General features: G+C 63.5%; 12 protein-coding genes and 2 tRNA genes. 6 read left to right on the forward strand and 8 right to left on the reverse strand.

All coding sequences use genetic code 11. From position 1 onward, the window contains the following. Nucleotides 1–2 precede the first annotated feature (2 nt). Nucleotides 3–1343, forward strand: coding sequence for a peptide MFS transporter (locus ABD704_RS07350; protein ID WP_344699031.1), 1341 nt, complete (start codon nt 3–5; stop codon nt 1341–1343). Here the strand turns inward: ABD704_RS07350 and ABD704_RS07355 are convergent. From ABD704_RS07355 to ABD704_RS07390, 8 genes are all read right to left on the reverse strand, one after another. Beyond that, on the reverse strand, nt 1328–3499 hold the full coding sequence (locus ABD704_RS07355) for a penicillin acylase family protein (RefSeq protein WP_425565414.1): 2172 nt from the start codon (nt 3497–3499) through the stop codon (nt 1328–1330). The two genes, ABD704_RS07350 and ABD704_RS07355, sit on opposite strands and share 16 nt — an antisense overlap. After that, the gene (ligD, locus tag ABD704_RS07360; RefSeq protein ID WP_344699032.1) at nt 3492–5978 is read right to left on the reverse strand and encodes a DNA ligase D; all 2487 of its coding nucleotides are present in this window, start codon (nt 5976–5978) and stop codon (nt 3492–3494) included. Before ligD ends, ABD704_RS07355 begins: the two co-directional genes overlap by 8 nt. Before the next feature lie 3 nt (nt 5979–5981). Beyond that, complete coding sequence (gene ku, locus ABD704_RS07365; RefSeq protein WP_344699033.1) at nt 5982–6890, reverse strand: non-homologous end joining protein Ku; 909 nt, start codon at nt 6888–6890, stop codon at nt 5982–5984. A 31-nt stretch (nt 6891–6921) separates the two neighbouring features. Continuing rightward, nucleotides 6922–7704 (reverse strand): tryptophan synthase subunit alpha, encoded by a 783-nt coding sequence (gene trpA / locus ABD704_RS07370; RefSeq protein WP_344699034.1) that lies wholly within the window; start codon nt 7702–7704, stop codon nt 6922–6924. Further along, nucleotides 7701–8861, reverse strand: coding sequence for a tryptophan synthase subunit beta (gene trpB / locus ABD704_RS07375; protein WP_344699036.1), 1161 nt, complete (start codon nt 8859–8861; stop codon nt 7701–7703). Before trpB ends, trpA begins: the two co-directional genes overlap by 4 nt. Next, nucleotides 8852–10243, reverse strand: coding sequence for a bifunctional indole-3-glycerol-phosphate synthase TrpC/phosphoribosylanthranilate isomerase TrpF (gene trpCF, locus ABD704_RS07380; protein WP_344699038.1), 1392 nt, complete (start codon nt 10241–10243; stop codon nt 8852–8854). Before trpCF ends, trpB begins: the two co-directional genes overlap by 10 nt. After that, nucleotides 10236–11231: an anthranilate phosphoribosyltransferase gene (gene trpD / locus ABD704_RS07385; protein WP_344699039.1), complete on the reverse strand. Its 996-nt coding sequence runs from the start codon at nt 11229–11231 to the stop codon at nt 10236–10238. The genes trpCF and trpD overlap by 8 nt, the downstream gene beginning before the upstream one ends. A 153-nt stretch (nt 11232–11384) precedes the next feature. Next, complete coding sequence (locus tag ABD704_RS07390; protein WP_344699040.1) at nt 11385–11540, reverse strand: hypothetical protein; 156 nt, start codon at nt 11538–11540, stop codon at nt 11385–11387. A 24-nt stretch (nt 11541–11564) separates the two neighbouring features. Here ABD704_RS07390 and ABD704_RS07395 point away from each other — a divergent pair. From ABD704_RS07395 to ABD704_RS07415, 5 genes are all read left to right on the forward strand, one after another. Then, a tRNA-Gly gene (locus ABD704_RS07395) sits at nt 11565–11638 on the forward strand. A gap of 186 nt (nt 11639–11824) precedes the next feature. Continuing rightward, nucleotides 11825–11911: transfer RNA gene (locus tag ABD704_RS07400), tRNA-Tyr, on the forward strand. Between the two features lie 205 nt (nt 11912–12116). Continuing rightward, nucleotides 12117–12698: a response regulator transcription factor gene (locus tag ABD704_RS07405; protein WP_344699041.1), complete on the forward strand. Its 582-nt coding sequence runs from the start codon at nt 12117–12119 to the stop codon at nt 12696–12698. Between the two features lie 73 nt (nt 12699–12771). Next, nucleotides 12772–13110 carry a hypothetical protein gene (locus tag ABD704_RS07410; protein WP_344699042.1) on the forward strand — a complete coding sequence of 113 codons (339 nt, stop codon included), beginning with the start codon at nt 12772–12774 and terminating at the stop codon, nt 13108–13110. Between the two features lie 50 nt (nt 13111–13160). Next, on the forward strand, nt 13161–13595 hold the full coding sequence (locus ABD704_RS07415; RefSeq protein WP_344699043.1) for a hypothetical protein: 435 nt from the start codon (nt 13161–13163) through the stop codon (nt 13593–13595). Nucleotides 13596–13609: the final 14 nt, after the last annotated feature.

The raw sequence follows: 13609 nt of genomic DNA on the forward strand, positions 1-13609 counted from the left end.
GCGTGAGGGGCAAGCATCCAATCGGGCTCGCCGTCCTCGCCGGAACCGAGCTTGCAGAGCGCTTTTCGTACTACGGCATGACGGCGCTTCTGGCGCTGTACATGCGCAAGCAGCTGCTTCTCCCCGGCCACGTCGAACATGTGATCGGACTCGCGGGCCTCCGGCATCTCTTCGAGTTCCGCGGGCCGATGTCGGATCAGGCATTCGCGTCGCTGATTTATGGCTGGTACGGCGGGCTCGTCTATTTCACGCCGCTGATCGGCGGTTGGGTCGCAGACCGCTGGCTAGGCACCAAGCGCACGGTCGTCGCCGGCGCGCTGCTGATGAGCGCGGGCCATCTGGCCATGTCGCTCGACGCGACCTTCTTGATCGCCCTGATTTTGCTGATCGTCGGATCGGGATTCCTGAAAGGAAACATCGCCGCGCAGGTCGGCACGCTTTATCCCAAGGATGCGGAGTCGCTGCGCGAGCGCGGGTTCACGATCTTCTCGACCGCGATCAACATCGGCGCCGTTGCAGGGCCAATCGCGACGGGAACGACGGCGATCGTTTATGGCTGGCACGCGGGTTTCGCGCTTGCGGCCGCACTGATGCTGCTGGCGCTGATCGTCTATTTGATCGGGTCGCGGACGCTGCCGAGCCACCGCGAAGTGCGATCGGAGAAGGTCGTCCACCCTCCACTGACGCACGACGAGACAGTCCGCACTTGGTGCCTGCTCGCCGTTATCGCGCTGATGATCCCGGTCAGCGTCACGTACACGATGGTCTGGAACATCGGCGTGGTCTGGGTCGACGGCCATGTCGATCTCGCCTCGCCGTTCGGAACCGTGCCCGCGAGTTGGTTCAACTCGGTCGACAGCTTTGCGAGCATTGTCATCGCACCAGTTCTCATTGCGCTCTGGGCATGGCAGGCGCGCCGCAAGTCCGAGCCGGTAAGCATCACCAAGATCGCGCTCGGCGCGTTTATAACCGGTTTGTCCGCGCTGCTCCTGGCCCTCGGCTGTCTGACGGCGGGAAGCGACGGGCGCGTGTCGGTCGTCTGGCCTCTGCTCGGCTGGTTCGGCATGGGCGTCGGCTTCATGTGGTACTGGCCGATCGCGCTCTCGCTCGTGTCGAGCGCCGCGCCGCCGAAGGTGAATGCGACGCTGATGGGTGGAACCTATCTGGCGCTGTTCTTCGGCTCCGCGATCATGGGCTGGGTCGGCAGCTTTTACGACCAGATGGGTAATGGCGCGTTCTGGACGATGGACGCCGCCATCTCGCTCGTCAGCGCCCTGGTCATCGTCGCGCTTAAGAAGCCGCTCACACGGATCCTCGAACCCGCTGATCAGTCGCCCGGGTGATAAGTCCGCTCCGTGTGCCCCTTGAGCTGGTCCGGATAGAAGTAGACCTCGCGTAGATTGCCCGCCGCGTAGCGCGGCGCTTCGTCGTTGAAGTGCTTCGACGCGGGATCGCCGCTCTCGCCCCCGGCGGTGATGGCATGCGCGCGAACCCGCTTTCCGAACTCCACGACCGCGACGAAACTGTTGCCGTAAGTGCCGTAGGTGCGCTTGGTCGCGGAAGGCGTGCGCTGCTCGAAAGACGCAAGCGAGCCGTAGGCTGCCGGAGCGAATGGGACGGGGATGCTCGGCGCTGCATCGCTAAACTGCTGAACGATCGCGTTGGAAGCCCGCTGGAAGCGGTTGATCTCGCCCCACGGGACTTGCCAGCGGCCGTGACCGATGTCGCGCAACTCGTTCATCGCTTGCTCAAGCGCTCGCAGCTTGTCTTCGTCAGAGGTGTCGCGCGCAAGACGCATCATCTTCCTGTTTCCGGGCTCGCTGGCGGGCTCAGCGATCACTTCACGGAGATATTTTCCCCAGAGCACGGCGACCGATTGCGCGACCGAGTCCGCGCTCCAGCGATAGTCCCACGACCGCAGGACCGCGACCGGCCCTGCAAGCGTCAGCTTGCGACCGTCTTTCGGAAGCGCGTCATAAGCGCGCAGCAACGAGGGGATGAGCACTGCGAAGCCCGGTTGGTAGCTGTCGTAGGCGGCTGACTGCAGCCTCTCGAGCGTCCAACCCCTGCCGCCAGTCAGAAGCTGGTGCGCGTGGAGCCCGCGATAATTCTCTCCGTCGGTGTCCATGTAGCGGGGGAACCGCACCTGCTTCGGGCTGTCCGGCCCAGCGGCTCGATAGGGCCACGCATTGGTGTTCTGCGCCCAGCCGCTCGCCGGGTTTAGCACGCTCGGCAGCTCGCCGAGCGCATGGTTGCCCCGCCAGTCCGTTGCGGGATCGCTGCCATCAACAGGCTTAGTGTAGTCGAAACGGTCGTTGCGAATCGGAACGAACTGCGGGTGGAGATAGGCGATCTCCCCGCGGTCGTCGGCAAACAGGGTGTCGTTGGAGCTATTCGCCTTGAAGTCCGCGATGCGCAGAAACGAGGCTAGGTCGGTCGCCTTCGTCCGGAGGAAGCTCTGCTGCAGCGCCACGACCGGGCGATCCATCATGGCAAACGCGATCCAGCGGCCATTAGCGGCGCGGACGATCGGACCGTGGTGCGTGCGATAAGTGGTGAAGCTGCGCGTGACGAACTTGCCGTCCGCCCTCCGGAATTTGATAGTGATTGGCCGAACAGTCAGCGGCCGGCACTCGGCTCCGTAACGGTAGCAGAAACCCTTGCCGCGCCGCTCCACCTTCTCGGCAAACTCGTCGACGCTATCGACGCCGCTCGACGTGTGCATCCAGCCGGCATGGGCGTTGAAGCCCTGGTAAATAAAGAATTGGCCCCAGGTGGACGCGCCATAGGCGTTGAGTCCCTCACCGCTCGTCACCTGCTGTTCCGACCGGAAGTAGAAGCTGGTGTGCGGGTTGATCAGGAGCAGCGCGTTACCGTTCGCGGTGATTTTCGGCGCGATGGCGATGCCGTTGGAGCCTTGACGCTCGGTCCACGGCGCGAGCGCGGCGACCATCGGCTTGCCCGAGTAAAAGGCGCGGAGCTGCTTGAGGTCGATGCGCTCGATATCCCCGCCGATGCTGCCCTCGGTGAAGCTCAGCGCCATCCATGGCTCGAAGCGCTTGATGGCGCGCGGTTTCGTCTGCGGGTGCAATGCGAGGAAGTAATTCAGTCCATCCGCCCACGCGTCCATCAGCCGCCGCATCGATTGCGGGCTTTTCCGGTAGTCTGCCTTCAGCTCGTTCTCGCTGACGTAGAGCAGTGCGCGCAAATCCTGCCAGATCGCGTCCTCGCCCTCCGCCTCGGCCGTGCGTCCAAGACTTGTCAGGTAATTAGCCTCGATACGCGGGAAGTCGTCCTCGGCCTGCGCATAGATCATGCCGAAGACTGCGTCGGCGTCGGTTTTCCCATGGATGTGCGCGATGCCCCAATCGTCGCGCACGATGGTTACGCGCGCCGCCCGCTCCCTCCACTCGCGCATCCCGTGCTGAGGGATCGGCAGCGTCGCTGCGGTAAGGGTGAGGAGGAGCGGGAAGAGTGCGGCGGCGAAAGACTTACGCATCCGGCAAGGCTTGGCTCGCCTTGCCCCAGCCTGCAAGCAGCTTCGATCCCGCGCGCTCGATCAGCTCGTCGGCGTCGCGAATGCTGAAGTGGCCGCCGCTATCGTACCGGTCGAGCTCTTCCCATGCGATGGGTGCTGACACCGGCGCGCCTTCTCGGGCGCGCGCCGAGTAGGGCATGACCGCCGTGGCGCCGCGCTGATTGCGCAACCAGTCGAGGAAGATGCGGCCCTGCCGTTGCACCTTGCGGATGTTCGCCGTGAACATCTCCGGCTCGGCCTCGGCGATAGCGCGGCTGAAGCGGTCGGCAAAGCTTTTGACCGTCGGCCAATCTTTCGACGCATCTAGCGGAACGACAACGTGGATGCCCTTTCCCCCTGAAAGCAATGGGAAGGTCTTGAGCCCCAGGTCGCCGAGCAGCGCTTTCAGCCGCAGCGCCGCTTCCTTCACCTTGGCGAAGTCGAGCCCGACGTCGGGATCGAGGTCAAATACCAGCCGGTCGGGATACTCGATCTTGTCAACCTTGCTGCCCCAGCCGTGGAATTCCACCGTGCCCATTTGCACGCAGGCAAGCAGCCCTTTGATGTCGTCGAAATAGAGATAGTCCTGCATCTCCCCATCCTTTTCCTTGATGGGGATGTGCTTCACGTCCGGCCCGAAGGTGCCGCTGTCGTGCTTCTGGAAGAAGCACTTCTTGGCACGGCCCTGGGGACAGCGAATCAAAGTCATCGGCCGACGTGCGGCGTCGATCATGATGAGCGGGTCGACAGCGGCGTAGTAATTGGCGAGGTCGAGCTTGGTGAGGCCGTCTTCGGGATAGATCACACGCTCGGGGCTGCTGATCTTGATGCCCAGACTTTCGGCCGTTGGCCGTTCGGACTTTTTCTCCGCCTTCTTCAGGTATTTCGGCGTTTCGACGACCACATCCTTGGCGGGCTTGTCCTCGCGCAGCCCGATGAAGCTCGGATGGCGAAGAATACCTTCGTTGGTGAATTCGGTGAAGGCAATCTCGGCAACCAGCTTCGGCTCGATGAAGTGCGCACCCTTGCGGTCTGCGCGCGGCACTTCGACAGGCGCCTTGTCGACCTCGAGCGGTTTCATTCGGCCCATCATTTCTTCGATGAGCTTGCCGCTGAAACCGGTGCCGACCTTACCGACATATGTCAGCTTGCGCTTCTCCTTCGCCGCCAGCAGCAGCGCGCGGAAGCCAAGGCGCTTGTCGCTTTCCGACCAGCCGACGATCACGAATTCCTGGCGCTGAATGCATTTGACCTTCAACCAGCAGCGCGTGCGCGTGCCGCGATATGGTGCGTCCGCCTTCTTCGAGACAATGCCCTCGCCGCCCTGCTTGCAGACCTCGTTGAACAGGGCCTCGCCCCGACCGACAACATGGTCGCCGTAGAGGATCGGCGGCGACACGCCCTCGAGCATCGCCGCGAGCCGCGCCTTGCGTTCGATCTGCGGCAGCTTGCGGATATCCTCTCCCCGATCGACCAACAGGTCGAAAGCGTAGAAGACGAGGTTGGCGCCCTTGGCTTCCTTCAGCGTCGACTGGAGAAGCTGGAAGCTCGGTTTTCCATTGTCGTCGATCGCGACCGCCTCACCATCGATAAGGCACCCGGCAGGCAGCTTCGCCGCGGCTTTGACCAGCGTCTTGAACTTGTCGCTCCAGTCCTTGGCATTGCGGGTCCACGCCGTTGCGACGCCGTCGCCGACCGCCAGCAGCAAGCGGTAGCCGTCGTACTTATACTCGTGGATCCAGCCGTTGCCGGTGGGCACGTCGTCGACGAGCGTCGCCAGCTGCGGCTGTTCGAACGCAGGCGGCGCCGCACTCGCCTTTCGCTTGCCACGGCCGCCCTTCTGACCGCCGCGGTTGGAGCGCCACACATCCTCGCCCGTCGCAATTTCCGCCATCGTCCGCCCCGTGGTGACGCTCGTCACGCAATTGTCGACGAGTGCGTTGCCGTCGTCGGGGTCCGCATAATCATCGGTCACCTTTTTCAGCATCCACGGCTCTGCCTTCTCGCCGCGCCGCGGCTTGAGCCGGAACATCACCCATTCGCCCTTCATGCGATCGCCTTCGAGCGTGAAGTGGAGATGCCCCTCCTCGATCGTCTTGCTCGGGTCCTTGGACAGCTGGGGGATCCAGCGCCCCTGGTCCCAGAGCATCACCGTCCCGCCGCCATACTCGCCCTTGGGGATCGTGCCCTCGAACGTACCGTAGTCGAGCGGGTGGTCCTCCGTGCGCATGGCAAGTCGCTTTTCGTCCGGGTCGAGGCTCGGGCCCTTGGGCACTGCCCAGCTCTTGAGGACGCCGTCGAGCTCCAGCCGGAAGTCCCAGTGCAACCGCGACGCGTCATGCTTCTGGACAACGAAACTGTCGCCCTTGCCCTTCAGCTTCCGCCCACGCGGCTCCTTGGTCTTCGAGAAGTCGCGCTTGCGATTGTAGGTCTCGATATCGAGCGGAACCTTGCGGGCCATGGCCTAGCGTTTCCGTCCCCCAACCGCGGCCTTCTTGGCCGGCGCCTTTTTCGGCGCGTGCCGCGGTGCGGGTTTCCTGGCGGTCGTTTTCTTGGCCGTTCCCTTGTCGTTGGCCGTCTTGTCGTCGCCGAGGCTTTTCTTCAGCGCCGCCATCAGGTCGATGACGTTCGAACCCTTGGGCGGGCCCTCGTCGGCGTCGGGATCCTGAATGACCTTCTCGCCCTTCTTGCACTGCTTCTCCTCGATCAGCTTGTGCAGCGCGTCGACGTAGCGATTGTGGAACTCGCTCGGATCGAACTTGCCGGTCTTCCGCTCAATCAGCATCGCCGCCATGTCGAGCAGGTCGGCATCCGGCTCATGGTCGCCGATCTCTCGGAAATAAGACTGCGACTTGTTGACCTCGTCTGCGTAACGCAGCGTCTCCAGCAACATGCCGCGCCCGCAAGGCTTGATCGCGACCACATATTCCTGGCCCCGCATGGCAAGCTGGCCGACGCCGATCTTCTTCGCCGCCTTCAGCGCGTCACGAAGGACGACATAGGCCTCTTCAGCCAGATCGTCGGCAGGCACCACAAAATAGGGCTTGTCGTAATACATGGCGTCGATGTCGTTGGTGTCGACGAACTCGACGAGGTCGAGCGTCTTACGGCTCTCCAGCTTGACGCTCTCGATCTCCTCGGGGTCGAGCAGGACGTAATGGCCCTTCGACACCTCATAGCCTTTGACGATCTCGTCGCGATCGACCGGCCCGATGCCTGGCACGACCTTTTCATATTTGATGCGCTTGCCGCTGGGCTCGTGCACCTGATGGAACTGGATCGCCGCCCCACTCTTGGTGGCCGAGTAAAGCTCGACAGGGATGGACACCAGCGCCAGCCGGATTTGTCCTCGCCAGATCGGTCGCGCAGCCATGACATTCGCCTCCTCTTGTGGGGCGATTCAATCAATGCGCCGTCGACTCGTTCCGTGTCGAGTTTTTGAGTGTGCGCACAAAGGTGGCGACGTCGCCGCCGCGCGAGACAAGGTCGACGATCGCCGAACCGCAGATGACGCCCCTGGCGCCGGCGTCGAGGGCTGCACGTACGTGCTCCGGCTTTGAGATGCCGAAGCCGAAAACGGGCGCCGGTGCACCGGATCGTTTCAGCCGCTCGACGAGGCCAACGTCGAATTCACCACCGGCGTGCGTGCCAGTGATGCCGACGCGGCTAACGCAGTAAGTGTAGGCTTTCGAAAGCTGCGCGATCTGATTCAACGTCGGCTCCGGCGTATTGGCCGCGGCAATCAGGACAGGTTCGACGCCTGCCTGCTCCATTTCCAACGCGAAGCGTTCAGCTTCCAGCGCGGGAACGTCGGCGATCAGCAGGCTGTCGGCGCCCGCTTCCGCGGCGTCTCGCATGAAGCCCGCGCGGGCCACGACGAGATTGGCGTAAGTCAGGATACCGACCGGCACGTCGGGATGCCGGCTGCGGAATCGCGCGATCAGGTCGAAGCAGTCGCCGACTCGAACGCCTGATGCCAGCGCACGCTGGGCAGCCGCCTGGATGACCGGCCCGTCCGCGACCGGATCCGAGAATGGAATGCCGACCTCAACCATGTCGGCACCGCCCTCGACCACGGCGTCGAGCAAGCTGGCGCTGGTCTCGAGGCCCGGATCGCCGAGCATGAGGAATGCTCCGAACGCGCCTTCGTCCCCAAGGCGGTCGAACATCGCAGCATATCGGCTCATGCCGAAAGGCCGAGCAGCTGCTGCGCCTGCGCGACGTCCTTGTCACCGCGCCCGGACAGGCCGACGAGGATCGCGCTTTCGGGCTCAGCCTCGGCAAGCTCCAGGGCATGAGCGAGCGCGTGCGCTGACTCGAAAGCGCATAGAATGCCCTCTTTCTCGGCCAATGCTGTGAACGCGGCCAGCGCCTCGTCATCGGTGGCACCGACATAGTCCGCCCGGCCGCAGTCCTTCAGGTACGCATGCTGCGGCCCGACCGCCGGATAGTCGAGGCCCGCGGAAACAGACCAGGTGTCCGTGATCTGCCCGTCGCCGTCTTGCAGAACGTAGGTTTCGGCGCCGTGGAGGATGCCGGGCGTGCCGCGCAGAAGCGTGGCACCGTGATCGGCGCCGTTGAGACCTTTCCCTGCCGCTTCCACGCCGATGAGCCGAACGTCATCGTCGATGAAATCGGCGAACAGGCCGATAGCGTTTGAACCGCCGCCGACACAGGCGATTACGGCGTCAGGCAGACGACCCAACTGCTCGATCATTTGCGCACGCGCCTCGCGGCCGATGATCCGCTGGAATTCGCGGACCATCGTCGGGAAAGGGTGCGGGCCCGCGGCGGTCCCAAGCAAATAATGCGTGTCGGCAAAGGTTGCCGACCAATCACGAAGCGCTTCGTTTATGGCGTCCTTCAGCGTGTGCCCGCCGCTTTCGACAGGCACGACCTTCGCGCCCATCAACTCCATGCGGAAGACGTTGAGCTGCTGCCGGGCCACGTCTTCGGCGCCCATGTAAATGACCGTTTCGAAGCCCAACAGCGCGCCGACGATGGCGGTGGCCACGCCATGCTGACCGGCGCCGGTTTCGGCAATCAGCCGGGTCTTGCCCATGCGCTTTGCGAGCAACCCCTGTCCGAGCACCTGATTCGTTTTGTGCGCGCCGCCGTGAAGCAGGTCCTCTCGCTTCAAATAGATGTTGCCGGGCAGATTGCGGCAGCGCGTCAGCGGTGTTGGGCGGCCGGCATAATTGGCGAGCAGGCCATTGAGCTCGGCCACGAACGCCGGATCGCCCTGCGCGTCAAGAAAGGCCGCCTCGAGCTGTTCGAGCGCGGGGACGAGGATTTCGGGAACGTAGCAGCCGCCGAACCGGCCGAAGCGACCGCTTAGGCGCATTCGCGTAATCGCTGGCGACAGTCGGCACGGAGAAAATCGAACAAGCCCTTGATCTTGTCAGCGGACTTGAACCCGGGCCGCTGGTCGACCGACGAACCGATATCGATTGCGTAGGCGCCGAGCTGCTGCGCGGCCCGCGCATTCTGCGCGCCGATCCCCCCTGCGAGCAAAGCGCGATCGAGCTCCGGATGATCCTTCACCAGCGACCAGTCGAAGCTGCGTCCACTACCGCCTTCCGCACTGTCGAACACCAGCCGGTCGCCGCCGCGTCTCGTGAGCGGTTCTCGTCCGACGCTGAGCGCGGTCCATATCTCGCAAGCGCTCGGCAACTCGCGGCGAAGTGCGCGGACATATTCAACGTCCTCATGGCCATGAAGTTGAACGGCATGGAGGTTCAGCAGCGTCGCAATGTCCGTGACCACGCCAAGGGGAGCATCACGGAAAACGCCAACCGGCAGGATTCCGCTCAGTCTTGAAGTACCGGCCAGCGGCGCGGCTTCGTCTGCGGTCACGTGGCGAGGGCTGCCGGGAACGAAGACGAAGCCGGCAAATGCCGCCGGCCGGGCGGCGCGCATGTCGGCACCGCTGTTCAAACCGCACAATTTGGTGCGCCCGAAGATCAGTTCGCGCGCCGCCTGCGCGGGATCGCTCGCGCGCATTAGCGACGAGCCGACCAGGAAGGCGTCCACGCGCGGCGCGAGGCGATCGACGTCGGCCCGCGTGTTGATGCCGGATTCGGACACCAGCACGCGATCCGGTGCCATTGCCGCCAGCCGCTCCGTCGTCCGCAGATCGATGCTCAGGTCGCGTAGGTCGCGGTTGTTGATGCCGATCAGCGGCGCACGAAGCGCGAGCGCGCGGCGCATCTCGGTCTCCTCATGCACTTCGACCAGCGCGTCCATGCCAAAACGCCGGGCCTCGGCGATGATCTCCTGCGCATGCTCGTCATCGAGCAATGACAGCATGACGAGCACTGCGTCGGCCCCCGCGATACGCGCCTCCACGACCTGCCGGGGGTCCATGAAAAAGTCCTTGGCAAGGATCGGCCCTTCGAACTCGCGACGCGCGGCCGCGAGATCGTCGACCGACCCGCCGAAGTGTTGCGCGTCGGTGAGTACGCTGAGCGCGTCGGCAACGCCGGCATAACCGCGCGCGATTGCAGCGGAGTTCGCGTGCGGCCGGATTGCGCCGCCGGACGGAGAGGCTTTCTTGATCTCCAGGATGAAACGGGCGCCGGGCTTTGCGAGCGCCATCAGGAGGCTACGCTCGGTCGGCTTCGCGCGTAAGCGTAGCGCGTCGATCGACGCACCATTGAACCGCTCGCGCAGCTCAATACGCTTTGCATCGGCGATCTTGCCTAGAACTCCAACCGGTTCAGCCACGGCTCGCCTCGATATAATTGTCGAGCACCTTACCCGCCTTGCCGGACTGCAACGCTTCACGTGCTTCTCCCGCCGCATCCTTCAACGTCGCCGCCTTGCCCGCCGTGTGAAGAAGCGCAGCGGTGTTGAGGATGACGATGTCGTTGTCGGCCTGCGTTCCGCGCCCCTCCAGCAAAGCCCGAAGCCGCGCCGCATTCTCTGCCGCATCGCCGCCAGTCACGACGCTCAGCGGCGCCCGTTCAAGCCCGGCGTCCTCCGGTGTGATCTCAAGTTCGGTAATGGCGCCGTTGGACAATCGGAGCGCCCGCGTTTCACCGTGGAGTGCGACCTCATCGAGCCCGGAACCATGGACGACAAGTGCCTCCTCGACCCCGATCGCATCGAGCGTCTGCGTGATCCGCCGAAGCATCTTCGGATCGGCAACCCCGAGCAATTGAACCGGCGGACGCGCCGGATTTACGCACGGACCGAGGAGGTTCATCACCGTTCGCACCGAAAGCTGGCGGCGAACCAGTGCCGCGTGCTTCATGCCCGGATGATAGGCCGGCGCGAAGAGGAAGCAGAAGCCGGTCTGATCGAGAAGCGATCGCGCCTTGTCGCTCGGAACGTCGATCCGCGCGCCAAGCGCTTCGAGCACGTCCGCCGAGCCGCAGCGTGAGCTGACGCTGCGATTGCCGTGCTTGGCTATTGGCAAGCCTGCTGCTGCCGCGACGAACGCCGTTGCGGTCGACACATTGATCAGCCCCGATCCGTCGCCGCCCGTGCCGCAGCAATCGGCGTAGAGATAATCCGGCCGCTCGAACGGCTCGGCAGCCGCGAACAAGGCATGCGCGGCCCCGATCATTTCGTCGGCCGTTTCGCCCTTCATCCGAAGCGCGATCAGCATGCCGGCGATTTCGGCGGGTTCAAGGCGCCCGAGGACCAGCCGCTCGAAGAGATGCTCGGCATCTTCCGCCGGCAGGTCCTCGCCGGACAGGAGCTTGGGCAAGGGATTCGGAACCGGAATGTCGACCGGGACAGCCGAACCGTGAGGAGGGGCAACCTCCTTCCGAAGAGTCAAACCTTGGGACATGAAATTTCACCTGAAACAAAAAAGCCCGCCAGTGGCGGGCGGGCAGTCGATGATCGTTTGGCTAATCGATCAGTCGCGCCATCGCGCCGCAAAGGTCGATCCACGCCACCAGAGGTGAACGGTCGAGGTTGCAGCGATGGCGTTCAGGTACGTCATGCGAATCGCTTGGTACGGCAGTGGCTTGCGCACGGTCAACCCGGCTAATCGGTTGACGCGTTCGGCCATGCGATGGCAATGGCCGCTTCACGAGCGGGTGTAGCTCAATGGTAGAGCAGAAGCCTTCCAAGCTTACGACGAGGGTTCGATTCCCTTCACCCGCTCCACTTCAACCATTTGGTTTGAAGTGGAGCGCGCCGGATAAGTGACATGCCGGGGGCATGTTGCCCGGCGGCGACTTGGCACCGCGTTTCATGGAGCGCGTTGACACAGCAATTGAGCGCCGCCATGTGGCGCGCCTGCCGTAGCCACGCTCGCCCATCCAGCGGATGGTTTGTGCGTGGCAACCTCGTGGAGAGGTGGCCGAGTGGTTAAAGGCAGCAGACTGTAAATCTGCCCGACGTTGTCGTACGCTGGTTCGAATCCAGCCCTCTCCACCATCCCTCTGTCATCCGGAAGCGTCGGCGAGCGGACTAACCTTGGTTAGGACGCCGCGTGTTACTGACATGAGTGCAACTGAAATTGCCGAAAATCCGCAGAAAACTGGCTATCCTGTGAGGATTGGCATAATGTCCCCGACGGACTCGTTGCTCGGGGAGTACCGCTATGTTTCGCGGGGGCTTAGCTTTAAAGGAGGCGGGGGTCGTGAGTGACACCGCCGGGGGTCAAGATGAACCCGCTCGCGAGGACGACATGGCGCGTCGCGTAAGCCGCCTGACGGCCGGCCAACTCGACTGCTTGCGCCTTGTCGGCCAGCACCTCTCATCCAAGGAAATCGCGACCGAGCTCAAGATATCTCCGCACACGGTCGACCAGCGTATCCGACAGTCGCTTGCGATCCTGGGCGTCGAACGTCGTGCACAGGCCGCGCGCCTCGTCGCGCAGTACGCGGCATCCGGCGTAGACCCATATCAACGGTTGATACATCAATCGCCGTACATTCCCGCAGACTCAAAAACCGACCACCCAGAAGCCGCGGTCAGTCATCAGATTCGGCACGCTGATCGCGCAGGGAAGGTCGGGGAAGCTGGTTTCCTAACCGAGCAGAGGCCCGTTTCACTCCGGCCTTCCTTGCAACCGCCGTTCGCTACGAGGAACAACCCGCGGAATGAGATGAGTGTCGGCCAGAGGCTGTTCTGGGTCGTTGCAATTGCGACCGGTGCAGCATTTTCGGCGGGCATGTATCTCGCCGGACTCGAAAGCCTCGCCAGGCTTCTGAAGAGCTAAGCGAAACCATACTCCTTCTCACTCCGGCAAGCATATCCGCGCGATTGTCGTCGCCGCGGGAAGGAGCAGTCATATGCGCAAGCATCAGATTGAGAACGCCGCTTACGAAGTCGCCACGCAAGTTCGTGCCGTGGAAGATTCGATCGACACAACGTTGAGCGAAATTGCCGAGCTGCAGAGCCGGCTGATCCGCGCGAGCTCAATTGCCCATGCCGGCTACGGCACCGCCAATCCGGCGCTGGTCGAGCTTTCGACGGCACTTAGCAGCATGGTCGCGGCACGCGGAGCCATTGCGGCCTGCCATGCAGAGCTGGCGGACGCCAAGGGCAAGGTGCCTGGCCTTCGTACGGTCGGATTCGGCGATGAGGATTGTCCTCAGACGGCCCGAGCCAATTTGCGCGTCGTGGCGTGAAGCAAGGCATTGACCGGACGCGGGCGCCGATGTTCGGTTGAGGACTTGTAATGGCCCCAAACCTCTTCCGACTCCTGCTTGCGCTCGTTGCGATTTACGCGTTCCTGCGCGGAAGCCGTGACGAGCGTATCGTGGCGCTCATCTGCGTCGCGGGCGCATTGACCACGCATCTCGTCATTTCGCCGCTTTCGCAGCGGTTCGAAGGCGTCGAGACGCCGGTGATGTTGGTCGATATTGCAGTGTTCGCCGGATTTCTGCTGGTGGCCCTGCGCTCCGACCGCTTCTGGCCATTGTGGGTCGCGGGCCTCCAGCTGACGACCATGCTGGGCCATGTGCTGAAGGCAATCGACAGCGAGTTGCTACCGCGCGCCTACGGGGCCGCGCTCAATTTCTGGGCCTATCCCATCGTGCTGATCCTGGCGATCGGCACGTGGCGTCGGCATCGCCGTCTGAACGAAGAGCATCGGCGGGCGATCAGCGTCTAAGCCGGTTGCACCTC

Origin of the sequence: Sphingomonas limnosediminicola, from assembly GCF_039537965.1 — a bacterium.
Lineage (GTDB): Bacteria > Pseudomonadota > Alphaproteobacteria > Sphingomonadales > Sphingomonadaceae > Sphingomicrobium > Sphingomicrobium limnosediminicola.

Coding starts and splice junctions, on each gene's coding strand:
- ligD (WP_344699032.1), bottom strand. CDS start 5,978: ATGGCCCGCAAGGTTCCGCTCGATATCGAGACCTACAATCGCAAGCGC.
- ABD704_RS07410 (WP_344699042.1), top strand. CDS start 12,772: ATGCGCAAGCATCAGATTGAGAACGCCGCTTACGAAGTCGCCACGCAA.
- ABD704_RS07390 (WP_344699040.1), bottom strand. CDS start 11,540: ATGGCCGAACGCGTCAACCGATTAGCCGGGTTGACCGTGCGCAAGCCA.
- ku (WP_344699033.1), bottom strand. CDS start 6,890: ATGGCTGCGCGACCGATCTGGCGAGGACAAATCCGGCTGGCGCTGGTG.
- ABD704_RS07415 (WP_344699043.1), top strand. CDS start 13,161: ATGGCCCCAAACCTCTTCCGACTCCTGCTTGCGCTCGTTGCGATTTAC.
- trpB (WP_344699036.1), bottom strand. CDS start 8,861: ATGCGCCTAAGCGGTCGCTTCGGCCGGTTCGGCGGCTGCTACGTTCCC.
- ABD704_RS07355 (WP_425565414.1), bottom strand. CDS start 3,499: ATGCGTAAGTCTTTCGCCGCCGCACTCTTCCCGCTCCTCCTCACCCTT.
- trpA (WP_344699034.1), bottom strand. CDS start 7,704: ATGAGCCGATATGCTGCGATGTTCGACCGCCTTGGGGACGAAGGCGCG.